We start from the raw sequence: 24192 nt of genomic DNA, 5'->3' as shown, positions 1-24192 counted from the left end.
CAGCCCCTGGCCGGGCCGCCGGCCGGGGCGGACGACCGGCCGGCGCCTCGGGTCACCACCACCCGGTGGCCGTCCAGGGCGACGCGGTCGCCGGGCGCCGGGAAGAGCGGCCCGGCGAGGGCGAGGAGGCGGCCGTCCTCGGACGCGAGTCCGTCGACCAGCAGCGGTCTCGGTACGGGGGTGACGCCGACGGCGGCTCAGGCACCGTGCGGGTAGTGGCAGGCGGTGACGTGGTCGACGCCGGGGGCGGCGGCGGTGTCGGGCGGGGTGTCCCGTTCGCAGCGGCCGCGCCGCTCCGCGTCCAGGGCGGCGTACACCGGGCAGCGGGAGCGGAAGCGGCAGCCCTCGTGCCGGACGGTCGGCGAGGGCGGGTCGCCGGCCAGCAGGAGTTTGCTGCGCCGGCGTTCCGCCGCCGGGTCGGGCAGCGGGACGGCCGACAGCAGGGCACGGGTGTACGGGTGCCGCGGCCGTTCGAAGACCTCGGTGACGGCGCCCGTCTCGACGGTGCGGCCGAGGTACATGACGGCGACCCGGTCGGCGAGGTACCGGACGACGGACAGGTCGTGCGAGACGAAGAGGTAGGCGAGGCCGAGTTCGGCCTTGAGCTGCTGGAGCAGGTTGAGCACCCCGGCCTGGACGGAGACGTCGAGCGCGGAGACGGGTTCGTCGAGGACGAGCAGGTCGGGCCGGACGGCGAGGGCCCGGGCGATCGAGATCCGCTGCCGCTGGCCGCCGGAGAACTGGTGCGGGTAGCGGTCCGCGTGCTCCGGGTCGAGCCCGACCTGCCGCAGCAGCTCGGGGATCCGGCGGCGGACCTCCTCGCGCGGGGTGCGCTGGGCCTGCAGCGGTTCGGCGACGATGTCGCCGATCGGCATCCGGGGGTCGAGGCTCGCCGCCGGGTCCTGGAAGACGATCTGCACCCGGGCCCGTAGGCGTCGGGCGGCGGCCCGGTCGAGGGCGGCGGTGTCCTGGCCGAGGAGTTCGATCCGGCCGCCCTGCGGTGCGGCGAGGCGCAACAGTTCGTAGAGGGTGGTGGACTTGCCGGAGCCGGACTCGCCGACCAGGCCGAGGGTTTCGCCGCGGCGGATGTCGAGGTCGACGCCGTCCACGGCGTGGACGTCGCCGATCCGGCGCTTGAGGACGGCGCCCTTGAGCCGGGGGAAGCTCTTGGTGAGGCCGCGGACGGCGAGCACGGCGTCCCGTTCGGCGCGCGGCGGCAGCGCCCGGGCGGAGGCGGGGACGGCGGGCACCGGGTAGACCTCGGCGGGTGCGGGTCGGCGGGCGGCGAGTTCGTCGGCGCGGACGCAGGCCGCGAGGTGGCCGGACGCCCGGTCGTGGGCGCCGTCGGAGCTGTCGGAGCCGGTGTCGAGGGCGGGTTCGGCGGTCCGGCAGCGGTCCTCGACGAGCGGGCAGCGGGGGGCGAACGGGCAGCCGCGGCCGAGTTCGCCGGGTGCGGGCGGGCGGCCGGGGATCGGCACCAGGGGGCCGCCGCGGCCGTCGAGGCGGGGCACCGCGCCGATCAGGCCGAGGGTGTAGGGGTGGCGGGGTGCGGCGAACAGTTCGTCGACCGGGGCGGCCTCGGCGATCCGTCCGGCGTACATGACGGCGACCCGGTCGGCGCTGCCGGCGATGACGCCGAGGTCGTGGCTGACCAGGACGAGGGCGGCGCCGGTCTCCCGCTGGGCGGTGCGCAGCACGTCGAGGACCTGGGCCTGGATGGTGACGTCGAGGGCGGTGGTGGGTTCGTCGGCGAGCAGCACGTCCGGGTCGTTGGCGATCGCCATGGCGATCATGGCGCGCTGCCGCATGCCGCCGGAGAACTCGTGCGGGAAGCTGTCGAGGGCGCGGTCGGGGGCGGGGATGCCGACGAGGTCGAGCAGGTCGGCGGCGCGCTTGCGGGCGGTGGCGCGGTCGACGTCCTGGTGGATGCGGACGGCTTCGGCGATCTGGTCGCCGATCCGGTGGACGGGGGTGAAGGCGGAGAGCGGGTCCTGGAAGACCATGGCGATGCGGCGGCCGCGGACGGCGGCGAGTTCGCGGGCGGGCAGGCCGACGAGTTCGCGTCCGTCGAGCCGGACGGAGCCGCCGACCCGGGCGGTGCCGGGCAGCAGGCCGAGCACGGCGAGCGCGGTGACGGACTTGCCGGAGCCGGACTCGCCGACGATGCCGAGGGTTTCGCCGTGGTGCAGGTCGAGGTCGACGCCGCGGACGGCGGGGGCCGTGCCGAAGTCGACGGTGAGGTCCCGGACGGTGAGCAGGGCGGGGGTCACGGGGTGCTCCGGCGGGTTCGGGCGGCGGGGGTGCTCGGGTCGTCGGCCGGCCCGTCGGCCGGGACTCCCCCGACGGGCGTGCGGGCGGCGCGGGCGAGCCGGGCGGAGCGGCGTCCGGCCTCGGCGGTGGGGTCGAGGGCGTCGCGCAGGCCGTCGCCGACCAGGTTGACGGCGAGGACGAACAGCACGAGGAGGGCGGCGGCGAAGTAGAACAGCCAGGGGAAGACGGGGGCGTCGGCGGTGCCGGCCGCGAGCAGGGTGCCGAGCGAGACGTCGGGGGCGCGGACGCCGAAGCCGAAGTAGGAGAGCGCGGCCTCGCTCATCACGGCGCCGCCGACGGCGATGGTGGCGTCGATGATCAGGAAGGAGGAGACGTTGGGCAGCACGTGCCGCCAGATGATGCGGAACGCGCCGACGCCCATGAACCGTGCGGCGGCGACGAATTCGCGTTCGCGCAGCGACCTGGTCATGGAACGGACCACCCGGGCGGTGATCATCCAGTTGAACAGGGCGAGCAGCAGGACGAAGGCGAGCCAGCCGGTGCCGCGCAGCCGCGGCGAGACGATGGCGATGACCAGGAAGCCGGGGAAGATCAGCATCAGGTCGACGAGGAACATCAGCAGCCGGTCGGTCCAGCCGCCGAAGTAGCCCGCGCAGGCGCCGACCAGGGAGGCGAGGCCGGTGGAGAGCACGGCCACGAGAAGGCCGATGACCAGGGACTTCTGCAGGCCGCGGACGGTCTGCGCGAAGACGTCCTGGCCGATGCCGTTGGTGCCGAACCAGTGCTCGGCGGAGGGCGGGCGGCGGATCTGGCCGTAGTTGGGGGTGGCGTAGTCCCAGGGCGTCAGGTGCGGGCCGAGGAAGGCGAGCAGGAAGAGCAGCAGCAGGACGGCGGCTCCGACGACGACGCCCCTGGAGGCGGCGAGGCGGCCGGCGACCAGGCGCAGCCGGCCGGCGGGGGCGCGGTCCGCGGCGGGCGCGGGGGCGGCGGTCTCGGGCAGGGCGGTGGCGGTCATCAGTACCTCACCCGGGGGTCGAGCGCGGCGTGCAGCACGTCGGCGAGGAAGCCTGCGGCGAGCACGACGACGGCGGCGAACAGGTTGACCGCGACGACGGCGTTGATGTCCTGTTCGTTGACGGCCTGGATGAACCATTCGCCCATGCCGTGCCAGCCGAAGATGGTCTCGGTGAAGGCGGCTCCGGTGAAGATGCCGAGGAAGCTGTAGGCGAACATCGTCGACATCGGGATGACGGCGGTGCGCAGGCCGTGCTTGAGCAGGGCGCGGTTTCGGGTGAGCCCCTTGGCCTCGGCGGTGCGCAGGTAGTCGGAGCCGAGCACGTCGAGCATGGTGGAGCGCTGGTAGCGGCTGTAGACGGCGAGGCCGCCGAGGGCGAGCGAGAGCGTGGGCAGCAGCAGGTGCAGGCTCCAGTCGGCGAGGTGGGCGCCGAGTCCGCCGGCGAGGTTGGGCGTCTCGTAGCCGGTGAAGGGGACCACCTCGTGGCCGGCGGCGTCCTTGGCGGCGATGGCGCCGTTCTTGAGGAGCAGCGCGACGAGGAAGACCGGGGTGGAGAGCAGCACGAAGGAGAGCAGCGTGAGCGCCCGGTCGGAGAGCCGGTACTGGCGGACGGCGCTCCAGGCGCCGCCGGCGACGCCGAGCAGCATGCCGAGCAGGCTGCCGATCAGCAGGAGGCGCAGCGAGACCCAGATCCGGCGGCCGAACTCCTCGTTGACCGGGGTGTTGTGGATGGTGCGGCCGAGGTCGGCGTGGAACAGCAGGCCGTCGGTCCAGGTGGCGAAGCGTTCGACGACCGGGGTGCGGTCGTTGATGTTGAGCGCGGTGAGCTGGCGGTCGACGGCGGCCGCGGAGGGCCTGGGCTGCTTGGCCTCGAAGTAGGCGCGGGGGCCGAGGGCGGCGCAGGAGAGGGCGTAGGCGAGGAAGACGGCGGCGACCAGGAGGACGGCGTAGTAGCCGAGCCGTTTCGCGAGGTAGCGGGTCACGGCGTACCGCCGGTGTGGTTCGCACACCTGGAGAACATGGTCGTTCGCCTTCGTTCGGAGGGTTTTTGACGCAGTTTCGCGCAGCAGTTGTACGGCACCTCGGACGGTCCGTCCAGGGCCTGCTGCACGGCGCGGTGCGGACGGGTCGGTGAACGCGCTGGTCACAGTCGATCAGACGGGTGCGGACAGCATGTTGCCACCGGATTGCGCCCCGTTTCGTTTCGATCAGTTCTGCGCATGACCCCCTGTCGCCGGAGCTGATGGGCTGTTACGTTCTGCCTGCCGGCACCGACTTGGCTGCCCACGTTCAAGTGCCGCCACACCTGGCGGCCGCCCACGACTCTTCGAGACCCCCGAGGACTTCCCGATGGACGCATCGCTCGCCACCCGCAGACTCGGCCGGGCCGCCGCCGCGGCACTCGCCGTGGCGCTGGCCGCCACGGCCTGCAGCAGCCAGACCGACGGCACGGCGGACGACGCGGCCAAGACGGTGGTGCCGACGGTGGGCGCCGAGGACAACAACCCGCAGCCGCTGGACCGGATCAAGGACGGCGGCGAGCTGCGCGAGCCGCTCCAGCAGTGGATCACCCAGTGGAACCCGTACCAGGTCGACGGCACCTACGGCGACGCGGTCGAGATCATGGGCTACCTGGAGGCGAGGCTCTTCCGCTCGGACGCCAAGGGCGTCTACCAGCCGGTGCCCGAGTACCTGGTGTCGGCCGAGGTCACCTCCACCTCGCCGCAGGTGGTGACCTACCGGCTCAACCCGAAGGCGGCCTGGTCGGACGGGAAGCCGATCGGCTACCAGGACTTCAAGGCCGTCTGGCAGGCCTCCAACGGCAAGGACCCGGCGTACAACCTCGCGGACTCCTCCGGCTACGAGCAGATCTCCGCCGTGGAGCAGGGCGCCGCGCCCGGCGAGGTCAAGGTCACCTTCGCCCAGCCGTACGCCGACTGGCAGAGCCTGTTCAACCCGCTGCTGCCGGCGGCGGGGATCTCCACGCCGAAGGAGTTCAACGAGGGCTGGATCGAGAAGGTCCCGGTCTACGGCGGCCCGTTCGTCCTGCAGAACGCCGACAAGACCGCGCAGACCATCACCCTGGTGCCCAACCCGAAGTGGTGGGGGCCGAAGCCCAAGCTGGACCGGATCACCTACCGGGTGATGGACTCCGCCGCCATCACCCAGGCCTTCCTCAACAACGAGGTGGACTACGCCTCGGCCGGCACCGCCACCGCGTACGGCCAGCTCAAGGACGCCGAGGACGCGGCGATCCGCACCGGCACGCCCTGGGACGAGGTGCACATCTCCTTCGGCGGGAACGGCGCGCTCGCCGACCGGAAGGTCCGTCAGGCGCTCGGCCGGGCGCTGGACCGGGCCTCACTGATCAAGATCGCCAACAAGGGCGTGCCGGTGGAGTTCAAGCCGCTGGACAGCCACCTGTTCATGACCAACCAGAGCGGCTACCGCGCCAACGCCGGCGACTGGGTGAAGTACGACCCGGCGGTGGCCGGCAAGCTGCTCGACGAGGCCGGCTGGAAGGACGCCGGCGGCACCCGCGGCAAGGACGGGCACCCGCTGGAGCTGCACTACGTGATGAGCGACGGCTCCACCCAGGCCCAGGCGGACCTGGCGGCCGCGGTGCAGAGCATGCTGCAGCAGGTCGGGGTCAAGCTGTCGATCGACAAGGTGCCGAGCAAGGAGTACTTCTCGAAGTACATCAACCAGGGCCGGTTCGACCTCGCGAGCTGGCGCAACACCGGCTCGTTCCCGCTCTCCAGGACGGTGCCGATCTACCGTGCGCCGCAGGGCGACAACGTGTTCGGCAACTACTCCAAGCTGAGCACGCCCGAGATCGACTCGCTGCTGCGCAAGGCCGCGGCGACCCTCGACCCGGCGCAGGCCGCCGACCTCTACAACCAGGCGGACGTCCGGATCTGGGAGCTCGGCCACACCGTCGAGCTGTACCAGCGGCCGAGCATCGTCGCCGTCCGCAAGGGCCTCGCCAACTTCGGCGCGGGCAGCCTCGCCGACACGGTCATCACCTCGGTCGGCTGGCAGAAGTAGTCGCCGCGCCCCGGGTACCGCCGCCGTCCCCACATCCCCCGAGCGGGGACGGCGGCCTCCCGGCCCTCCCGGGCAGCGGGTCAGAGCCCGCGGACGGCCTCGCGGCGGCGGCGCTTGCCGAGGGCGGCCTGCGAGAGGTCCTCGGCCTGCGAGCGGAGGTTCTTGAAGCCGTAGCCGTGCCCGGTCAGCCAGGCCGCGGCCGCGGTCTCGGCCCGCTCGGTGGCGGTGAGGATGTCCTCCTCGGCCTCGCCGGAGTCCGCGAAGCGGAAGGTGAAGGCCGTGCGGGCGGCGATGTCGTAGCTCAGGTGCCCCTCGGGGGTGAAGGCCGCACGCAGCACGTCGTGCTCGGCGGCGTTCGCGAGGAGTTCGGCGCGCTGCGCCTCGTCGAGGCCGTCGAAGACGCCTCGGACGGTGATTCGGAAGTCACGGGTGCTCACCCGGCCGACCCTAGGCGGCGGCCTGCGGTCGGTGCACCCCCTTTTCCCCCACGCCCCCTGGACCGACGGCCCGGGTCCGCCCCGAGGACGACTCCTACGAACGGGCGGCGAGGGCCTGGGCGACCGTTTCGCGGGTGAGGAAGACCAGCTGGGCGCGCTTGTGGGGCAGGTCGATCTGCGGGCCGAGCTCGAAGCCGGTGCGCAGCGTGCGGGCTATCGACTTCTCGTTGAGGGCGTCGGGTTCGGCGACGATGCGGAGCCGGGAGGGGTCGGCGAAGACGAAGCCGAGCAGGGCGGTGATCAGGCCCGCGGTGAAGCCGGGGGCGGGCTCGCCGTCGGCGGGCGCGAGGAGCAGGTGGACGCCGAAGTCGCCCGGCCGGACGGGGTAGCACTCGCCGACGGGGTCGTGTTCGGGCCGGTAGGTCTGGAAGAGGGCGACGGGCGTGCCGTCCCGCTCCACGATGTAGGCGTGGTGGGTGTCGAGCGAGTCCACGTAGGCGTAGATCCGGCGGACCGCCTCGCGGGTGTGGCCGACCATGCCCCAGAAGCGCGCTCTCTCCTCGTTCACCCAGCCGTGCACCAGGGCGGCGTCGCCGGACGGGTCCAGCGGGCGGACGGCGACCGTCCCGAAGCCGGGCACGGTCTGCTCGTGGACGGCGGCGGGGGTGGTCTCCCGGACGGCGGTCGGGGCGCTGGTGGTCATGGTCTCTCCTCCGGTGGCACGGGTTCGGGTCGGCGATGGCGCGACGGTGGCAGTGGCGTGACGGTGGCGGCGGCGTGACGGTGGCGGCGGCCGGACGCGCCTGGTGCCGGCGAGGGGTCGCCCCCTCGCCGGCACCACGGATCGTCAGGGCCGCCAGTAGCCGAGGGCGTTGACGCGCTGCTTCGGCAGGGCCAGGTCCTTGCGGGCGAACTGGGTGAGGGCGCGGGTGGTCGCGGTGTCGCAGGCGATCCACACGTAGGCGCCGGCGGGGTCGGTGAGCAGCGCCGGCAGCGCCTCCCGGACCTCGGCGACGAGGTGGGCGCCGGCGTCGCGGCGGGGCAGCCGGCGGACGGTGTGCCGCTCGGGGTCGGCGCGCAGCGGCAGGTCCTCGTCCGAGTCGTGCTGGGTCTCCAGCCAGACCGTGGCCGGCACCTCGGACAGGGCGGTGAGCAGCGAGTTGACGGCGGGGACGGAGGCCGAGTCGCCGACGACGAACAGCTGCCGGGGCTGCGGGTCGGGCGCGGTGAAGGCTGAGCCCTGGACGGTGGCCTGGACGGTGTCGCCGGGTGCGGCCTTCCGCGCCCAGTCGCTGGCGCGGCCGTCGTGCAGCGCGAATTCGAGGCTGAACGTTCCTCCGGAGGCGTCGGGGTCGACGAGGGTGTAGGCGCGCTGGTGCGGCCGCCCCGCGTCGTCGAACCAGATGCGCACCCACATCGTCGGGTGGACGCCGGTCGCGGCGAGCATCCCGCCGTCGGTGAACCGCACCCGCCGGTAGTGGTCGGTGACCTCCTCGACCGCGGTCACCGTGAACTCGAAGTCCCTGCCCCGCATCAGCTTGAGGACGACGCCCTCCCAGCCGTGCCCCATGACACCCTCCCACCACGCGAATTTAGGCAAGGCTAACCTAGCTCATGGCGGGAGGGCTTCGACACCCGGGGATCGGCTCAGCGGCGGGCGCCGCCCTGGCTCCGGTCGTCCTCGGTGCCGTCGGCGGGCGGGGCGGCTTCCGCCTCCCCGGTGGCGCAGGCGAGCCGGCACAGGTCGGGGAGCAGCGCGGCGAGCCCCGCCGCGTACCGCTCCGTCCCGGGACCGCCGGGCAGCGGGTGGTACAGGAAGCACGCCTCGTTGCGTTGGAGGCTGACCGCGGGCGCGCCCAGGGCGGCGAGGCGGTCGATCAGGTCGCTGCGCACCAGGGGCTCGGCGATCGCCTCCGTACCGGTCGCCGACATCGGGACGTAGAGCCCCGGCTGGACGACCGGGAGTCCCAGGGCGGCCGCGCTCCAGGCCCGTTCGAGCCGGATCATCGGCACGTGCTCCGGGAGTTCGTAGCGGAACAGCAGCCAGTGCAGGCCCCGGCGCTGCTCCAGGCGCACGAACCGGGCGACGGTGACCTCGCGCCCGTCCGGACCCGGGCCGGTGACGGCGGTGCCGCGCGGGACGTCCAGCCAGGGGTAGTGCGGGACGTACTCGTTCCAGGTCTCACCGGGCGCCATCGTCCGCCATCCGGGGCTGCCGCCGAGGAGCCGCATCAGCCGATCGGCGGCCTTCGCCCGCCGCAGGGTGCCGACCTCCCGGGCCAGCCCGAACGCGACGGGCGCCAGCAGCAGGGCGAAGAAGAAGATCCAACCGGCCATACCGTCCCCCTCATGACCACGCCCCCACGACCCCCGCGGGACGGCCCGCCCGAACGCACGCGGCAGGCACCGTCTCTGACGCGCACTCGGCGCCGACGGGTTCCGCGGATCGCCCGGGGAGCGGCTCGCCCCGGCGTCCGCTCAGGGACGGGCCGGGGCGGCGGGGGTCAGGATCATGGCGACCAGGTGGTCGAGGGCGGCCGCCGCGTCCGGGTCGCCGGGCCGCGCCTCGGGGGCGGTCTCCGGCGCGGTGCGGCGCAGCTCCAGCCAGCCGAGGTAGGCGGCGTAGGCCGCCAGGGAACGGTGCCTGGCGCTCTGCGGGTCGTGTCCGATGCCGGCGAACACCTCGGCGAGGAAGGCCAGCCGGGTGCGGGTGACCCGGGTGACCACGGCGGCGACGGCCGGGTGGGCGGTCTGGGCGACGAGGGCGGGCTCGAGTCCGGCGATCTTCTCGCCGCCGAGGGCCTCGGCGAACAGCACCCGGGCACGAACCCAGGGGTCGGGCTCGGCGCGGACGGCTTCGACGAGCTCGGTGGTGGTGCGCCGTTCCCAGGCCTCCAGGGCGGCGACGAGCAGCGCCTCCCGGTTGTCGAAGTGCCAGTAGAAGCTGCCACGGGTGACGCCCAGCTCCTTGGCGAGCACGTCCACCGCCACGGCGGCGACCCCGCCGCGGGCGAGGGCGCGCAGCGCCGCCATCGTCCAGTCGTCCTTGCTGACTCTCCCCTTGGCCATGTTCCGTACAGTACTGTACGGAACATCCGTACAGTGGTGTACGGATTCGGTGTCGACGAGTACGGGGGTGGCGCGGTGAACGCCAGGGAGTGGCTGCTCGGTGCGGTGCAGGGTGAGCGGGCGCCGGCCGGCGCGGGGGGTCGCGCGGCCGCGGTCGCCGCGGCGGCGGGGCTGGGCGCGGCGGCGGCACTGCACGCGGTGTGGGCGTTCTCGCCCTGGCCGCTGGAGTCACGGGCCGAGTTCGCGACCGTCGTGGTGGGGGTGGACGAGTCGCGGCTGCCGTCCGGGCCTGCGACGGTCGCGGTCGCGGGCCTGCTGGGTACGGCGGCCTGGCTGGTCGTCACCGCCGCCCGGCCCCGGAGCCCGCTGGGCGCCTCCCGGCTGGTGCGCTCGGGCGTGTGGACGGTCTCCGGGGTGCTCGCGCTGCGCGGCGCCGGCGGGCTGGTGGTCTCCGGGCTGGGCCTCGGCGACGCACCGGCCGGGTTCCGGCACTGGGACCTGTCGCTCTACTCGCCGCTCTGCGTCACCCTGGGCGCGCTGACCGGCTACGTCGCGGTGCGCACCCGGCGCCGGGACCGCCGCTAGGACGTGTCTTCAAGGGCGTACGGATGCCACATGGGGGCGCGTGGGGGCCCCTGGATGGACCACCCGAGCGCCCTGGAAGACACGTCCCGGGCCTGGGCGCGAGGCCCGGTGGCACGCTGACGGTCCGGCAGGTCGTCCTCGCCGGGGGCGCGACACGCAGAGCTCGCCGGCCCGCAGTGACAGGATGATCCCGCAGGACAGCCCTGGAACGTACGATCAGCCAATGGCTGACATGACGGAAACCAATCCGGGGTGGCTCGCGCCCGAGGAGCTGGAGACGGCCCGCGCCCGGCTGCCGATCCTCTACGTCGAGGCGGTGCCCGTGCGCGTCGACGACACCGGCGAAGTCACCGAGATCGGGCTGCTGTTGCGCATCGGGCCGGACGGCACGGTCAGTCGGACGCTGGTCTCCGGACGCGTCCTGCACCACGAGCGCGTCCGGGACGCGCTGCTGCGGCACCTGGAGAAGGACCTCGGGCCGGTGGCCCTGCCCAGGATCCCCGCCTCGCTGCAGCCGTTCACCGTCGCCGAGTACTTCCCGACGCAGGGGGTGACCTCCTTCCACGACCCGCGGCAGCACGCCGTCGCGCTCGCGTACGTCGTGCCGGTGGCCGGCGACTGCAGGCCGCGTCAGGACGCGCTCGACCTGGTGTGGTTCAGCCCGCAGGAGGCCGCCTCGGATCTGGTGCTGCAGGAGATGCCCGGCGGGCAGGGAGTGCTGCTCAAGCGGGCGCTGGCCCATCTCGGCTGCCTGACCTGAGCCCGCGCCCGGCCCCGTACCGCCCTCCGGCCGGGCACGGTTCTCCAGCCCGGGCACGGTCGGCGTGTCCGTGGCCGGGGCGGGCCGCCCGCGCTGCGAGGATGAGGGTGGGCGCGGTCCCGCGCCCCGATCCGGGAGCGAGGACGGCGCATGGGCAGCGGGGTCGGCGGCATCAGCGGGGCGCACGTCATCCTGTACAGCCAGGACGCCGAGGCCGACCGGGCCTTCGTCCGGGACGTCCTCGGGTTCCCCGGGGTCGACGCGGGCGGCGGCTGGCTGGTCTTCGGGCTGCCGCCGGCCGAGCTCGCCGTCCACCCCACCGAGGGCGGGGCCTCGCACGAGCTGTACCTGATGTGCGAGGACCTCGACGCCCTGCTCGGCGAACTCCGCGCCCGCGGTGTCGGGATCGCCCGCGAGCCGAGCGACCGGGGCTGGGGCCGGCTCGCCGCGATCCGCCTCCCGAGCGGCGCGGAACTCGCGGTGTACGAGCCGCGGCACCCCACGGCCCACGGTCGCTGACCGCTTCCTCCCGGTGCCGCGGGACGGCGGGAATCCTGCCGTACGGCCGCCGGCGGGAACCCCGCCGTGCCGCGGGACGGCGGGCGTCCCCGCCGAGGTGCCGGTCTCAGTCGCCCGGGTGGGCCATGGAGTCGATGGCCACGGCCGCCGCCAGGACGGTGGTGTGGTCGGCGTCCGGGCCGATGTCCACGGCGTAGGTGTCGCGGACCCGGAACCACTTCTTCGAGACCTCGGCGATCTTGTAGCCGTCTCGCTCGATGGTGTACTCGTGGTCGACCACGTTGCCGTCCACGGTGAGGTCGTCGCCGTCCTCCTGCTTGATCGTCCACCGGTCGCGGACGGGGCTGATCACGGCCTTCTTGACCACGGCGACCCGGTGCCCCTCGGCGTCGTCGATCGCCATCGAGTCCTTGATCCGCAGCGGCCTGCTCTGCACGGTCGCGACCCGGTGGCCCTGCCCGTCCTCCAGGTGGAAGGTGCGGCGGGCGCGGAGCGCCTTGCCGTCGACCTTGTACACGTGGTCACCGGACTCGTCGTCGATCCAGTAGTCGTCGCCGATCGACACCAGTTTCTGCTGCATGCGGTACCGGGTCACGCCGTCGCCGTGGTCGAAGGCGCGGTTGGCCTCCCGGCGTTCCCGTCGTTCCTGGAACATCGTGCCGTCCTTTCGGGCCCCGCCACCGGGCGCGGCGGCGGGCGAGGATCCGTCCTTCAAGTATGGGACGGCCGCCGCGCGGGGCCACCGGCAGAGCTCGTGCGAGAAGACCGACACGCCGATCCGGTCGGCCTGCCCGTCGCCGGGGTGGAGCTGCGCGTACTCGCCGCGCACCGGATGGTGGACGTAGCCGACGTCGGCCTGGCGCCTCCGGCCGTCGATCAGCGAGCGGATCCGGGCGAAGGCGCCCTTGTACGAGGAGCAGCTCGCGTCGGTGCAGCGGGTCGAACACCGGCGTCAACCGTCGGACGAACATGCGTGGACCGGTGCAGGTGAATGGGCCGGAAGCGAAACCCGGACACCCGTCTGCGCTGGCCGGCCGTGCTGTGGCGATCGATCCGGGAACGAAACATCGGGCGGAACTCCCGGCCGGTTTCCGCCCTCGGCCGGGGGCGGCCGAAACCGGGCGCCCGGAATCGGACACGTTCGCGGAAGTTCTCCGGGTACGTACTCACGGCGATGGTCGGCGTGCTATCGGTTGACCTAGGCAACCGTTCCCGCTGCCGCTGGAGGCGCGCGATGCAGGTGACCGTCGATCAGGACCGCTGCTGCGGCTCGGGCCAGTGCGTACTGACCGCGCCCGGGGTCTTCGACCAGTCCGACGAGGACGGGCTCGTCCGGCTCGTCCGCCCCGGGCCGGCCGAGGAGCAGCGCGCAGCCGTCCGGCTCGCCGCCGCGCTCTGCCCCGGGAGTGCCATCACCGTGCTCGACACCGCGCTCGACGAGTGACCACCCACCCCCACGCGGAAGGACCGGCATGACCACCACCCCGACCGAATCCGCCCGTTCCGCCCCCGACACGCGCTCCGCCCGGCCGGCGCTGCCCGCCGACCGGGGCGGCTGCCCGTTCGCCCCGCCGCCCGCCTACCGGGAGGCCCACCGCACCGCCCCCGTCACCCGCGCCGGACTGTGGGACGGCTCCGACTGCTGGCTGGTCACCGGTCACGCCGAGGTCCGTACGGTGCTCTCGGACAACCGCTTCTCGGCCGACGCCCGGCACCCGGGCTTCCCGTTCCTCTCCCCCGGCCGGCGCGAGCTGGTGAACCGGGCCACCCCGTCGTTCCTGCGCCTCGACGGCGCCGAGCACGCCCGCCAACGGCGCATGCTCACCGGTGACTTCATCGTCAAGCGGGTCGAGGCGATGCGCCCGCGGATCCAGCGGATCGTCGACGACGCGCTGGACCGGATGATCGCCGGGGGCTCCCCCGCCGATCTGGTCGCCGCGTTCGCGCTGCCCGTGCCCTCGCTGGTCATCTGCGACCTGCTCGGCGTGCCCTACGAGGACCACGGCTTCTTCCAGGGCCGCAGCGGCGTCCTGCTGGACATCGCCGCGCCCGCGGAGCGCGTCGGTGCCGCGCAGCGCGAACTCACCGACTACCTCACCGAACTGACCGCCCGCAAGCGGCGCGAGCCCGACGACAGTCTGCTCGGCCGGCTCGCCGCCCGCCCCGACGTCTCCCCCGAGGAGGCGGCGGCGACCGGCCTGCTGATGCTGGTCGCCGGCCACGAGACGACGGCCAACATGACGGCGCTCGGCACCCTCGCCCTGCTGCGCCACCCGGAGCAGGCGGCCCGGCTGCGGGCCGAACCGGCCCTGGTCAAGGGGGCGGTCGAGGAGCTGCTGCGCTGGCTGAGCGTGGTCCACCTCGGCGTCCCGCGGGTGGCGGTCGAGGACGTCGACCTGGGCGGCACCCTCGTCCGGGCCGGCGAGGGCGTGCTCTGCATGATCTCGACCGCCAACCGGGACGCGGCGGTCTTCCCCGACGGCGACCGCCTCGACCTGGATCGGGACGCCCGCCGGCACTTCGCGTTCGGCTTCGGCGTCCACCAGTGCCTGGGGCAGCCGCTGGCCCGGGCGGAGCTGCAGATCGCCCTGGAGACGCTGTTCCGCCGCCTGCCGGGGCTGCGGCTGGCCGTGCCGTACGAGTCGGTCCGCTACCGCGCCGACATGGTGGTGTACGGGGTGCACGAGCTGCCGGTCGCCTGGTAGCCGCCCTCCCGGGCGGGACTCAGGCGGTGGCGGCGGCGGTCAGGTGGGCGGCGAGGGTGTCGGCCGCGGCGTCGTCCAGGGGTGCGTGGCCGACCAGCAGTCGGTACCAGAGGAAGCCGTAGCCGAGTTCGACCAGCACCTCCGGGTCGGTGCCGGGACGCAGCACCCCGCGGGCGGCGGCGCGGGCGAAGAGTTCGCCGAGGGCGGCACGGCGGCGGGCGGTGAAGTCCCGGAGCACCTCCGCCACGGCCGGCTCGCGCTGCGCGCCGGAGACGGCCTCGCCGAGCAGCCACACCATGCCCGGGTCCTGGAGGGCCTGGAAGCTGGCCCGGAAGAAGGCGGCGAGGTCGTCGCGGAGGTCGCCGGTGTCGGGCAGGCCGACGGCGGCGGTCGCGCTGTCGGCCATCGCCTCGGCCACCACGGCGCCCTTGGTCGGCCACCAACGGTAGACGGTCTGCTTGCCGACCCCGGCCGCGCGGGCGATCCGGTCGATCGTCAGTTCCCGGCCCGGCTCGCGCAGCAGCTGCATGGTCGCGGTCAGGACGGCCTCGCGCGCGGCCTCGTTGCGGCAGCAGCGGCACCCCCGAGGACGTCGCCCAGGCCATCGCCTACCTCGCGGGCAACGGCTTCACCACCGGCACCGTCCTCGACTGCGCCGGCGGCGCGACGCTCGCCACCGGCCGCTGACCGTCCGCCGCGGGCGGCCGCCGGCTCCGGGCATTCAACTGGTCCAACCAGTTGACCAGTGGTCGCGGCGGGTGCATGCTGACGGCCATGACGGAGCGGACCATCCGGCGGGAAGCGGTCTCGGACCAGCTGTTCTCGCTGCTGGAGGAGCGGATTCTGAACGGTGTGCTGTCGCCCGGCGGCGCGCTGACGGCCGAGCGGGAGCTGGCGGCGGAGTTCGGGGTCAATCGGCACGCGGTGCGCGAGGCGGTCAAGCGCCTGCAGCAGGCCCGGCTGGTGGAGGTGAGCCAGGGCGGGCGCACCCGCGTCCTGGACTGGCGCGCCTCGGCCGGACTGGACCTGGTGCTGCAGGCGTCCGCCGGGTCCCGGGTGCCGCCCGCACTCGCCGGGCTGCAGCGCGACGCCCTGGAGATGCGGGCCTGCATCGGCGCGGACGCCGCCCGGCTGTGCGCCGAACGCTGCTCGCCCGACCAGGCGGCGGAGATCACCGCGGCGGCGGCCGCCCTCGGGCGGATCGGTCCGGACCTGGCCGCACTGGGCACCGCGGACATCGCCTGGTGGCGGCTGATCGTCACCGGCTCCGGCAACCTCGCCTACCTGCTGGCGTTCAACAGCCTGGTGGGCGGCGCGCTGCCGGTCGGCGAAGTGCCCCCGGCGCACCGCGCCGACGAGCTGCTGGACGTGACGGCCCATCTGCGTCTCGCCGAGCTGATCGCCGCCGGTGACGCCGCGGCCGCCGAACGGGCCGCCCGGGAGCTGCTCTCGCGCGCCGTGCCGTCCCCCGCCGCGGAGCCGGCGCCGTCCGCCGCGGCAGGACGGGAGGCGGCCGGATGATTCCCGCGGTGGTCTACGCGATACCCGCGTTCGTCCTGCTGGTCGCCGTCGAGGCGCTGTCGTACCGCTTCCTGCCCGACGACGAGGAGTACGGCTACGAGGTCCGCGACACCGCCACCTCGCTGTCGATGGGCGCCGGCAGCCAGGTGGTCGGCCTGCCGTGGAAGGTCTCCGCGGTCCTGGCGTACGCCGGGGTGTACACCCTCGCGCCCTGGCACCCCTCCCCCTCGTCTGCCTGGACCTGGCTGCTCCTCCTCCTCGCCGACGACCTGGCGTACTACGCCTTCCACCGGGCGCACCACCGGGTGCGGGTGCTGTGGGCGAGCCACGTGGTGCACCACTCCAGCGTCCGGTACAACCTCTCGACGGCGCTGCGGCAGAGCTGGACGCCGATGACCTCGCTGCCGTTCTGGCTGCCGCTGGCGGCGCTCGGTCTCCCGCCGTGGATGATCCTGCTGCAGCAGTCGATCAGCCTGATCTACCAGTTCTTCCTGCACACCGAGCGGGTGCACCGGCTCTGGCGGCCCGTCGAGCTGGTCTTCAACACCCCGTCGCACCACCGGGTGCACCACGGCTCCAACCAGGTGTACCTGGACGCAACTACGGCGGCATCCTGATCGTCTGGGACCGGCTGTTCGGCAGCTTCGAGCCCGAGGGCGAGCGGGTGGTCTACGGACTGACGAAGAACATCACCACCCACAACCCGTTCCGGGTGGCCTTCCACGAGTACGCGGCCGTCTGGCGGGACGTCAGGGCGGCGGCCCGCTGGCGGGACCGCGCCGGCCACCTCTTCGGCCCGCCCGGCTGGTCCCCGAAGCCCGAGACCTGAGCCGCGGCCGCGGCGAGCGGTGCTGCGCAGGCGGGGGCACGCGACCGCCGCGGGCCGCAATTGGCCCAGGATCACGGCACTGAATTGCCCCGCGCCGGCGGGTCTTTGCCTCGGTACAGTGATCATCATGACGACGGATCAGAACACCGGCACCGCCCGCGACATGCTCGAACCCGTGCTCACCCGGTGCGCCGAGGCCGAGACCTGCGCGGACCCGAGCAGTGTGATGACGCTGCTCGCCGACTCCTCCCGCACCGGGGGCGGGTTCACCAGCTACCGCTCCGGCTTCGCCAAGGGAGCGGCGGGCGCACCGGCGCACTTCCACACCAAGGCGTGGGAGCTCTTCTTCGTGATCAGCGGGTCCCTCCAGGTGCTGGTCGGCGAGGAGGTGAGCGTCCTCGGCGCGGGCGACTTCCTCGCGGTGCCGCCGCACACCCCGCACGCCTTCGCCGCCGCCCCCGGCGAGGAGGCGGACGTGCTGTTCGTGTTCACCCCCGGCATGGGGCGCTTCGACTACCTGCGGCTGCTCGGGCGGGTGATGCGCGGCGAGGCGGACCCGGCCGAGATCGCGGCCTCCTCGGAGCAGTACGACAACCACTACGTGGACAGCCCGGTCTGGCGTGCGGCCCTGGAGCGGTCGGCATGATCGAGCCCTCCGTCCGCATCCGGATCGCCCGCCCGTCCCTCGACCTCGCCGCCGCCGAGCGGTTCTGGGTCGGCGGGCTCGGCATGGCCGTGCTGTGGCGCACCACCGAGCACGTGGCGGGCGAGCACGACCTGCTCATGGTCGGCCTGCCCGGCGCCGACTGGCACCTGGAGCTCACCCACGACCCCGATCTGCCGGTCACGCCCGTGCCGACCGCCGACGACCTGCTCGTCCTCTACCTCGGCACCCCGGTGGACGAGGCCCTGGTCGACCGGCTGACCGCCCACGGCGGCACCCGGGTCCCGGCGCACAACCCGTACTGGGACGAGTACGGGGTGACGGTCGCCGATCCGGACGGCTACCGCCTCGTGCTGTGCACCCGCACCTGGACGGTCTGACGCCCGCGGATCCGACGGGCGGCCGATCCGGGGCGCGGCCGCCGGGAGGGCCACCGGACGCGGCGGCCGAATGCGGCCACCGGATGCGACGGCCCGGGTGCACGGAGGGCGACCGTCCGCAGCGCCGGTGCGGGTGGCGGTCGCCACTGCGCGTCACCGTCGGCAGCGCCCGAGCGACGGTGGTCGCCGGTGTCGGCCGACGCGCCACGGGCCCAGGAGGCCGGATCCACCGCGGGGCTGACGCTCGGTGACCTCGGCCGCGGAGGTCCGGCGTGGCGGACGGTGACCTGGTTGCCCGGCCCCGGCCGGGCGCTCAGGATGGAGGGAGGACCGGTCGTCCCTCCCCTCCGGCCGGCCCCCGACGTCGGCCGCACGCGGCCCGCCCCGGGCCCGCCGGAGGGCATCGGCCGGCAGGCGCGTACCGCCCGGAGGGCGCAGCCATGTGCGAGGAATCCGTAGTGCCCGCGGCCGGGACGGACGCCGTCCCCGCCGCGTGCCCCGCCGCGCCGCCGGGCGGGGACGCCCGGTACCGCCGGGGCCTGCTGACGCCGGTGGCACCGGCCCGGCGGTTCGGTGCCGAGGAGGCCGGGCCGGGGCTGACCGCGGCCGACCGCGACCGGGCGGCCGAACTCGCCCTCGCCGACCCGGAGGTGCGGCGCAGCATCGAGGGCGGCCGGTACCGGGTGCTGGGGGTGCACACCACGGCGGCCGGGCGGCACCGGGGGGATCCGCTGGTGGTCGTCTACAACTACACGGACGGTGCGGCGGTGGAGGCCACCGTCGGCCTCGCCGCGGGACGGGTGCTGGAGGTGGCGACCGGCCGCCCGCCGCCGGCCCTGGCGGAGGCGGAGCAGCGCCTGGCCCGGGACCTCGTCCGCGACAGCCGGCTGCTGGCGGCCGCCGGGGTGGACATCGACGCCGGCGCCGGCCGGGTACTGGCCGAGGTCGACCTGCACAGCCCGCGCTACCGGCACCGGTTGGTGGACCTCCGGTTCGGTCCGGCCGACCGGCGGCTGCCGTCGGCCTTCGCGATCGTCGACCTGTCGGACGAGAGCGTCCTCACCACCGGCCTGATCTCCTCGCGCGGCGGGTGACGGCCGCAGCAGGTGACTGCCGGAGCGGGTGACGGCCCGGCCGGGCTGCACCGGGAGCGGAGACGTCCTCGGCGGCTCAGTGGGCGGACCCGTCCGCGGCGGTGCGGTGGGGCCGCGCGCGGACGTGCATCCGCTCGCCCTGCCGGCCGAGGATGCTGAGGAGTTCGACCGGGTGCTCGCCGGTGCTGCCGAACCAGTGCGGCAGCCGGGTGTCGAACTCGGCGGCCTCCCCGGTGCCGAGGACGGTGTCGCGGTCCCCGATCACCAGGCGCAGCCGTCCGGAGAGCACGTAGAGCCACTCGTAGCCCTCGTGGACGCGCAGTTCAGGTTCGCTCTGGGCGGCGGGCACGATCACCTTCCAGGCCTGCAGCGAGCCGGGCTGCCGGGTGAGCGGCAGCACCGTCCGGCCGTTGACCTGGCGGGGTCTGAGCCGGACCCGCGGGTCGCCGGTCTCCGGGGCGCCGACCAGCTCGTCCAGGGCCACGCGGTGGGCCTGGGCGATCGGCAGCAGCAGTTCCAGGCTGGGCCGGCGCTGCCCGGACTCCAGGCGGGACAGCGTGCTCTTGGAGATGCCGGTGGCCTCGGCCAGGCCGGCGAGGGAGATGCCGCGCCGGGTGCGCAGGAGTCTGAGCCGGGGGCCGACCTCGGCGAGGGCGGCGGCGACGGCCGGGGTGTGGTCCATGGGGCCATTCCACCGCGGACGTCCCGGAAACGGCAACGATCGTTGCCGGTCCGGCACGGTCGGCGCCAGTCTCGGCCGCATGGACGAACACGAGCACGGCATCGGGAACACCGGCGGACCCGCCGGGACGGACGCGGACTTCGGACGGGAGGCGTGGGAGGAGCGGTACCGCACCCGCACCTCGCTCTGGAGCGGACTCCCCAATCCGCAACTGGTCGCCGAGGCCGCCGGGCTGGCCCCCGCGCGGGCGCTGGACGCCGGCTGCGGCGAGGGCGCCGACGCGCTCTGGCTCGCCGGCCGGGGCTGGCGGGTCACCGCCACGGACCTCGCCGCCACCGCACTGGAGCGGGCCGCCGCCCGGGCCGCGGCCGCCGGCCCGCAGGTCGCCGACCGGATCACCTGGATCCGCGCCGACCTCGGCGAACGGCCGCCCGCGGGCGGGGGGTTCGACCTGGTCACCGCGCAGTACCTGCACGTGCCGGCCGCGGCCCGGCCGGCCCTGTTCGCGGGTCTCGCCGCTGCGGTGGCGCCCGGCGGGACGCTGCTGATCACCGGTCACCACCCGCGCGACCTGGCGGGCGGCGGCGGCCCTCGGCTGTTCCCGGAGATGCTCTTCACCCCCGAGGAGGCCGCCGCCGCCCTCGACCCGGCCGACTGGCGGGTGCGGACGGCGCAGACCCGACCGCGCCCCGCCGAGGACCGTGCGGGTCGGCCCGTCACGGTGCACGACACCGTCGTGGTCGCCGTCCGCCGCGCGTCCGCCCCCGCTTCCCCGTCCGCCCCCGCTGCGCCGACCGGTGAGGAGGCCGCCCGGTGAAGCCCTCGACCGCGGCCACCACCGCCCGGGCGACCGCGCCCGCACCGGCGCCGTCCTCCGCCCGCTGGGCGCTGGCCGCGCTCTCGCTGTCGATGCTGCTGCCCTCGCTCGGCATCAGCATCGCCAATGTCGCCCTGCCCACCCTGTCCGTGGCGTTCTCGGCGCCGTTCGCGGCGGTGCAGTGGGTCGTGCTGGCCTTCCTGTTGGCGACCACCACCACGATCGTCGGCGCCGGCCGGCTCGGTGACGTCGTCGGCCGCCGCCGGCTGCTGCTCGGCGGCATCGTGCTCTTCACGGTGGCGTCGCTGCTGTGCGGCGCGGCGCCCGCGCTCTGGCTGTTGATCGCCGCCCGGGCGGCACAGGGCCTGGGGGCCGCCGTGATGATGGCGCTCACCATGGCCTTCGTCGGCGGGACGGTGCCGAAGGAGCGGACGGGCCGCGCGATGGGGCTGCTCGGCACCATGTCGGCGGTGGGCACCGCGCTCGGCCCCTCGCTCGGCGGCCTGCTGGTCGCGGGGCCGGGATGGCGGGCGGTCTTCCTCGTCCTGGTGCCACTCGGCGGTCTCGGCCTGCTGCTGGCACACCGTCATCTGCCGCCGGACGCCCCGGACGCCCCCGGCGGCACGGCGTCCGCCCGACCGCGGCCGGACCGGGCGGGCACCCTGCTGCTGGCCCTGACGCTCGCCGCGTACGCGCTGGCGATGACGCTGGGACGCGGCCGGTTCGGCACGCTCGGCCTCGGCCTGCTCGCGGCGGCCGGACTGGGCGCGGTGCTCTTCGTGCTGGTGGAGCGCCGCTCGGCCGCGCCGCTGGTCCGGCCCGCGATGTTCCGGGACGGCGCCCTGCGTGCGAGCCTCGCGATGAGCGCGCTGGTGTCCACGGTGGTGATGGCGACGCTGGTGGTCGGGCCGTTCTACCTGTCCCGTGCGCTGGGCCTCCCGGCGGCCGGCGTCGGGTTGGTGATGTCGGTCGGCCCGCTGGTCACCGCCGTGACCGGGGTGCCGGCCGGGCGGATCGTGGACCGGATCGGCACCCGGTGGACGACCGCGGCGGGCCTCGCGGCGATGACCGTCGGCTGTCTCGCCCTGTGCGCGGCGCCGGCGGGCCTCGGCGCGCCCGGCTACCTCGCGCCCGTCGTGCTGGTGACGGTCGGCTACGCGACGTTCCAGACGGCCAACAACACCGGTGTGATGGCGGACGTCCCGCCGGACCGCCGGGGCGTGGTGTCGGGCGTGCTCAACCTGTCGCGCAACCTCGGGCTGATCACCGGCACCGCGGTGATGGGGGCCGTCTTCGCGGCCGCGGCGGGGGCGGACGACCTCACCGCCGCGCGTCCGGCCGCCGTCGCCACCGGCCTGCACACGACCTTCGCGGTGGCCGCCGCGCTGGTCGCCGTCGCCCTGGTGCTCGCCCTCGCCTCCGGGCGGTCCGCCGCCGGTCGCACCACCGCCGCCCGGTCCTGACGTCCGCGTCACGGTCCCGGTCGGCCGGTCGGGGCCCGTCCCGCCGACCGGGGATTGGCGGGTGCGGCCCGGCCTGGCACTCTGTGCTGCGTTGGCGTGGCGGAGCGGGTGCGGTGAAGGGTTCCGGTGGCTCGATGCGCGGATTCGGTCAGCTGGAGACCGAGATCATGGAACGACTGTGGTCCTGGGGCAGACCGGCGACCGTCCGCGAGGTGGTCGACGACCTGAACGGGGTGCGGCCGGTGGCGTACACGACCGTCAACACGGTCGCCGACATCCTGTTCCGCAAGGGCTACCTGCACCGGGCCAAGCAGGGCCGGGCCTGGGTGTACGAGCCGGTGCGCTCGCACGAGGCCCACACCGCCGAGGTGATGCGCGAGGTGCTCGGCGGGGCCGCGGACCCGCGGGCCGCCCTGATGCTGTTCGTCGACGGCATCGACGAGGACCAGACCGCCGCGCTGCGCGAGGCCCTGGCCGACCGGGCGCCCGACGACCGCCCGTGACGACCCTCGCGCTCCCCGCCGGGCCGGAACGCGTGCCGCGGCTGACTATCACTCACATCAGCTCGCTCGCAACAGCGCTGAACGCCTGTCGGGCCGCAGCGGTGGCGCCGCCGCCGTTGCCGCTGGTCATCGGCCACGTCGCCTGATCCGCCGTCAGTGATTCCGGGGGCGGGTTGCCAACACCCCACCCCGGCCTACTAAGTTACTTCGCACATGCGCGGTCGGCGGTCGCCGCCGCACAGCCGACGACGGCCCGCCGCATCCGCGGCGGCCCGCCCGAGCCAGGGAGTGACCGCAGACGATGGGGACCCGACGCAAGCCCGCCCAGCCCGGCCGCACCCGCATGGCACTGCTGACCACGGCCGCCGCCGGCTCCGCGCTGCTCTCCTCCGCCGGCGGCGCGCACGCCGAGCCGACGGCCGACCTGGCGACCGTCAAGGCACAGGTGGACGACCTCAACGAGCAGGCCGAGGCGTCCACCGAGAAGTACGACAAGTTCAAGGAGGAGCAGGAGCGCCTGCGGAAGGAGGCCGGCCAGCTGCAGGACCAGGTCGCCACCGCCCAGGAGAAGATGACGGGCCTCCGCGAGCGGCTGTCGGCCGTCGCCGCCGACGAGTACCGCACCGGCAACGTCGATCCGACCGTCGCCCTCATGCTGTCGTCCGACCCGACCAACTACCTTCAGCGGGCCTCCTCCCAGGACATCGCCGCCAGTTCGCAGAGCGACCTGCTGCGGCTGCTTCAGGACCAGCAGCGTCGCCTCGACCAGCGGCGGTCCGAGGCGACGGCGGTGCTCGCCCGGCTCGACGAGACGGACCGGGCGCTGGCCGGCGAGAAGAAGCAGGTGCAGGCCAAGCTGGGCGAGGCCACCCGGCTGCTCAACACCCTGTCGCTCGCCGACCGCGCCAAGGTGAACGCCCAGGACCCGCGGTCCTCCCGCGACTCCGCCCGCGAGACGTACACCGGCCCGGCCACCGGACGTGCCGCGGCGGCCCTCCAGTTCGCCTACGCCCAGCTCGGCAAGCCCTACGGATGGGGGGACACCGGGCCGGACAGCTTCGACTGCTCGGGGCTGACCGGCGCCGCCTGGCGGGCCGGCGGCGTCTCGCTGCCGCGGGTCTCGCAGGACCAGTGGAACGCGGGCCGGCACGTCGCCAAGAGCGACCTGCAGCCCGGCGACCTGGTGTTCTTCTCCAACCTGCAGCACGTCGGCATCTACATCGGCGGCGGCAAGATGATCCACGCGCCGCGCACCGGCAAGAACATCGAGATCCTCCCGATCGACTACATGCCGTACGTGGGCGCCGTGCGCCCCTGATCCGCACGGACGTGCGCCCCTGCTCCGCCCCGCCGGAGGTGGAACCGCCCGCCGGTGGACGGCCGTTGCCCGGCCGACCTGCATCGATGTCGCCCGTTGATGATGTAATACGTCAGTCATGATCATGTGGGAGGGGACGGGCGTGGGGGTCGGACGGAAGTGGGCCGGGCTGCTGCGGGCAGCGGCTGCGGCAGTGGTGATCGCGGCGGTGGCCGCACCGGGCGGACCGGTCGGGCCGGTGCCGGCCGCGGCGGTCGCGGCCGAGCAGCCGCCGGCGGGGGCGGCGGACACATCGCTGCCGATGGACGGCGGCACCCGCCGGGCCTGGGCCCAGCCGCCTGCCGCACCGGTCGTGCCCGGCGCGCCCGGCGCGGGCTGGACGGCCGCGGTGACGCCGACGGGGGGTCAGGCCGCGGTGCCGGCCACGGTGTTCGCCGCCTACCGGGCCGCTGCGGCGGCCGTGGGCGTCTCCGACCCCGGCTGCCACCTTCCGTGGGAGCTGCTCGCCGCGA

General features: G+C 74.6%; 25 protein-coding genes and 2 pseudogenes. 16 read left to right on the top strand and 11 right to left on the bottom strand.

Annotated elements, in window-relative coordinates:
- Positions 1 to 197: 197 nt before the first annotated feature.
- From AB0442_RS30790 to AB0442_RS30780, 3 genes are read right to left on the bottom strand one after another with little or no spacing between them, the layout of a single operon-like run.
- A complete protein-coding gene (locus AB0442_RS30790) occupies positions 198 to 2270 on the bottom strand; it encodes an ABC transporter ATP-binding protein (protein WP_366166907.1) in 2073 nt (690 codons plus the stop codon).
- Entirely contained in the window at positions 2267 to 3286 is a 1020-nt protein-coding gene (locus AB0442_RS30785) for an ABC transporter permease (RefSeq protein ID WP_366166906.1), read from the bottom strand. The genes AB0442_RS30790 and AB0442_RS30785 overlap by 4 nt, the downstream gene beginning before the upstream one ends.
- A complete protein-coding gene (locus tag AB0442_RS30780; protein ID WP_366166927.1) occupies positions 3286 to 4269 on the bottom strand; it encodes an ABC transporter permease in 984 nt (327 codons plus the stop codon). Before AB0442_RS30780 ends, AB0442_RS30785 begins: the two co-directional genes overlap by 1 nt.
- A 367-nt stretch (positions 4270 to 4636) precedes the next feature.
- Here AB0442_RS30780 and AB0442_RS30775 point away from each other — a divergent pair, with 367 nt between their 5' ends.
- Entirely contained in the window at positions 4637 to 6334 is a 1698-nt protein-coding gene (locus AB0442_RS30775; protein ID WP_366166905.1) for an ABC transporter family substrate-binding protein, read from the top strand.
- 80 nt (positions 6335 to 6414) lie between these two features.
- Here the strand turns inward: AB0442_RS30775 and AB0442_RS30770 are convergent, their stop codons facing one another.
- The 5 genes from AB0442_RS30770 to AB0442_RS30750 form a co-directional block, all read right to left on the bottom strand.
- Positions 6415 to 6771: a DUF6204 family protein gene (locus tag AB0442_RS30770; RefSeq protein WP_363544233.1), complete on the bottom strand. Its 357-nt coding sequence runs from the start codon at positions 6769 to 6771 to the stop codon at positions 6415 to 6417.
- 94 nt (positions 6772 to 6865) lie between these two features.
- Positions 6866 to 7474, bottom strand: coding sequence for a GNAT family N-acetyltransferase (locus tag AB0442_RS30765; protein ID WP_366166904.1), 609 nt, complete (start codon positions 7472 to 7474; stop codon positions 6866 to 6868).
- A 144-nt stretch (positions 7475 to 7618) separates the two neighbouring features.
- A complete protein-coding gene (locus AB0442_RS30760; RefSeq protein ID WP_366166903.1) occupies positions 7619 to 8341 on the bottom strand; it encodes a siderophore-interacting protein in 723 nt (240 codons plus the stop codon).
- 77 nt (positions 8342 to 8418) lie between these two features.
- Complete coding sequence (locus AB0442_RS30755) at positions 8419 to 9108, bottom strand: hypothetical protein (protein WP_366166902.1); 690 nt, start codon at positions 9106 to 9108, stop codon at positions 8419 to 8421.
- Between the two features lie 141 nt (positions 9109 to 9249).
- On the bottom strand, positions 9250 to 9840 hold the full coding sequence (locus tag AB0442_RS30750) for a TetR/AcrR family transcriptional regulator (protein WP_366166901.1): 591 nt from the start codon (positions 9838 to 9840) through the stop codon (positions 9250 to 9252).
- A 33-nt stretch (positions 9841 to 9873) separates the two neighbouring features.
- On the opposite strand from AB0442_RS30750, the gene AB0442_RS30745 reads away from it, so the two are divergent.
- The 3 genes from AB0442_RS30745 (at position 9874) to AB0442_RS30735 (ending at position 11704) form a co-directional block, all read left to right on the top strand.
- Positions 9874 to 10425 carry a DUF3995 domain-containing protein gene (locus AB0442_RS30745; RefSeq protein WP_366166900.1) on the top strand — a complete coding sequence of 184 codons (552 nt, stop codon included), beginning with the start codon at positions 9874 to 9876 and terminating at the stop codon, positions 10423 to 10425.
- Positions 10426 to 10657: 232 nt separating this feature from the next.
- Positions 10658 to 11185, top strand: coding sequence for an NUDIX hydrolase family protein (locus AB0442_RS30740; RefSeq protein ID WP_344627635.1), 528 nt, complete (start codon positions 10658 to 10660; stop codon positions 11183 to 11185).
- A 150-nt stretch (positions 11186 to 11335) separates the two neighbouring features.
- Positions 11336 to 11704 carry a VOC family protein gene (locus AB0442_RS30735; RefSeq protein ID WP_366166899.1) on the top strand — a complete coding sequence of 123 codons (369 nt, stop codon included), beginning with the start codon at positions 11336 to 11338 and terminating at the stop codon, positions 11702 to 11704.
- A 106-nt stretch (positions 11705 to 11810) separates the two neighbouring features.
- Here the strand turns inward: AB0442_RS30735 and AB0442_RS30730 are convergent, their stop codons facing one another.
- Positions 11811 to 12533 (bottom strand): LURP-one-related family protein, encoded by a 723-nt coding sequence (locus AB0442_RS30730; protein WP_366166898.1) that lies wholly within the window; start codon positions 12531 to 12533, stop codon positions 11811 to 11813.
- A gap of 405 nt (positions 12534 to 12938) precedes the next feature.
- Here AB0442_RS30730 and AB0442_RS30725 point away from each other — a divergent pair, with 405 nt between their 5' ends.
- Both AB0442_RS30725 and AB0442_RS30720 read left to right on the top strand, forming a co-directional pair.
- Positions 12939 to 13148, top strand: a complete 210-nt coding sequence (locus AB0442_RS30725; RefSeq protein ID WP_363544218.1) for a ferredoxin — start codon at positions 12939 to 12941, stop codon at positions 13146 to 13148.
- 28 nt (positions 13149 to 13176) lie between these two features.
- A complete protein-coding gene (locus tag AB0442_RS30720; protein WP_366166897.1) occupies positions 13177 to 14409 on the top strand; it encodes a cytochrome P450 in 1233 nt (410 codons plus the stop codon).
- 19 nt (positions 14410 to 14428) lie between these two features.
- Here the strand turns inward: AB0442_RS30720 and AB0442_RS30715 are convergent, their stop codons facing one another.
- Entirely contained in the window at positions 14429 to 14938 is a 510-nt protein-coding gene (locus AB0442_RS30715; RefSeq protein ID WP_366166896.1) for a TetR/AcrR family transcriptional regulator C-terminal ligand-binding domain-containing protein, read from the bottom strand.
- Positions 14939 to 15183: 245 nt separating this feature from the next.
- Here AB0442_RS30715 and AB0442_RS30710 point away from each other — a divergent pair, with 245 nt between their 5' ends.
- From AB0442_RS30710 to AB0442_RS30690, 5 genes and pseudogenes are all read left to right on the top strand, one after another.
- Positions 15184 to 15930 carry a GntR family transcriptional regulator gene (locus AB0442_RS30710; RefSeq protein ID WP_366166895.1) on the top strand — a complete coding sequence of 249 codons (747 nt, stop codon included), beginning with the start codon at positions 15184 to 15186 and terminating at the stop codon, positions 15928 to 15930.
- Positions 15927 to 16759 (top strand): annotated as a pseudogene (locus AB0442_RS30705) (sterol desaturase family protein). The gene AB0442_RS30710 and the pseudogene AB0442_RS30705 overlap by 4 nt, the downstream one beginning before the upstream one ends.
- Positions 16760 to 16886: 127 nt before the next feature.
- On the top strand, positions 16887 to 17405 hold the full coding sequence (locus tag AB0442_RS30700; RefSeq protein WP_366166894.1) for a cupin domain-containing protein: 519 nt from the start codon (positions 16887 to 16889) through the stop codon (positions 17403 to 17405).
- Positions 17402 to 17803 (top strand): VOC family protein, encoded by a 402-nt coding sequence (locus tag AB0442_RS30695; protein ID WP_366166893.1) that lies wholly within the window; start codon positions 17402 to 17404, stop codon positions 17801 to 17803. Before AB0442_RS30700 ends, AB0442_RS30695 begins: the two co-directional genes overlap by 4 nt.
- A gap of 440 nt (positions 17804 to 18243) precedes the next feature.
- Complete coding sequence (locus tag AB0442_RS30690) at positions 18244 to 18897, top strand: hypothetical protein (RefSeq protein WP_366166892.1); 654 nt, start codon at positions 18244 to 18246, stop codon at positions 18895 to 18897.
- 76 nt (positions 18898 to 18973) lie between these two features.
- Here the strand turns inward: AB0442_RS30690 and AB0442_RS30685 are convergent, their stop codons facing one another.
- A complete protein-coding gene (locus AB0442_RS30685; RefSeq protein WP_344627631.1) occupies positions 18974 to 19579 on the bottom strand; it encodes an XRE family transcriptional regulator in 606 nt (201 codons plus the stop codon).
- A gap of 79 nt (positions 19580 to 19658) precedes the next feature.
- On the opposite strand from AB0442_RS30685, the gene AB0442_RS30680 reads away from it, so the two are divergent.
- From AB0442_RS30680 to AB0442_RS30660, 5 genes and pseudogenes are all read left to right on the top strand, one after another.
- A complete protein-coding gene (locus AB0442_RS30680) occupies positions 19659 to 20396 on the top strand; it encodes a class I SAM-dependent methyltransferase (RefSeq protein WP_366166891.1) in 738 nt (245 codons plus the stop codon).
- Positions 20393 to 21859 (top strand): MFS transporter, encoded by a 1467-nt coding sequence (locus AB0442_RS30675; protein WP_366166890.1) that lies wholly within the window; start codon positions 20393 to 20395, stop codon positions 21857 to 21859. Before AB0442_RS30680 ends, AB0442_RS30675 begins: the two co-directional genes overlap by 4 nt.
- A 134-nt stretch (positions 21860 to 21993) precedes the next feature.
- Positions 21994 to 22362 carry a BlaI/MecI/CopY family transcriptional regulator gene (locus AB0442_RS30670; protein WP_366166889.1) on the top strand — a complete coding sequence of 123 codons (369 nt, stop codon included), beginning with the start codon at positions 21994 to 21996 and terminating at the stop codon, positions 22360 to 22362.
- A gap of 301 nt (positions 22363 to 22663) precedes the next feature.
- A complete protein-coding gene (locus AB0442_RS30665) occupies positions 22664 to 23680 on the top strand; it encodes an NlpC/P60 family protein (RefSeq protein WP_366166888.1) in 1017 nt (338 codons plus the stop codon).
- Positions 23681 to 23798: 118 nt separating this feature from the next.
- A pseudogene (locus tag AB0442_RS30660) lies at positions 23799 to 24192 on the top strand (hypothetical protein); the annotation flags it as partial.

The organism is Kitasatospora sp. NPDC085895 (assembly GCF_040702125.1).
Taxonomy (GTDB): domain Bacteria; phylum Actinomycetota; class Actinomycetes; order Streptomycetales; family Streptomycetaceae; genus Kitasatospora; species Kitasatospora arboriphila.
The sequence above is the reverse complement of the archived record's forward strand: the minus strand, read 5'-3'. Positions and strand labels throughout refer to the sequence as shown.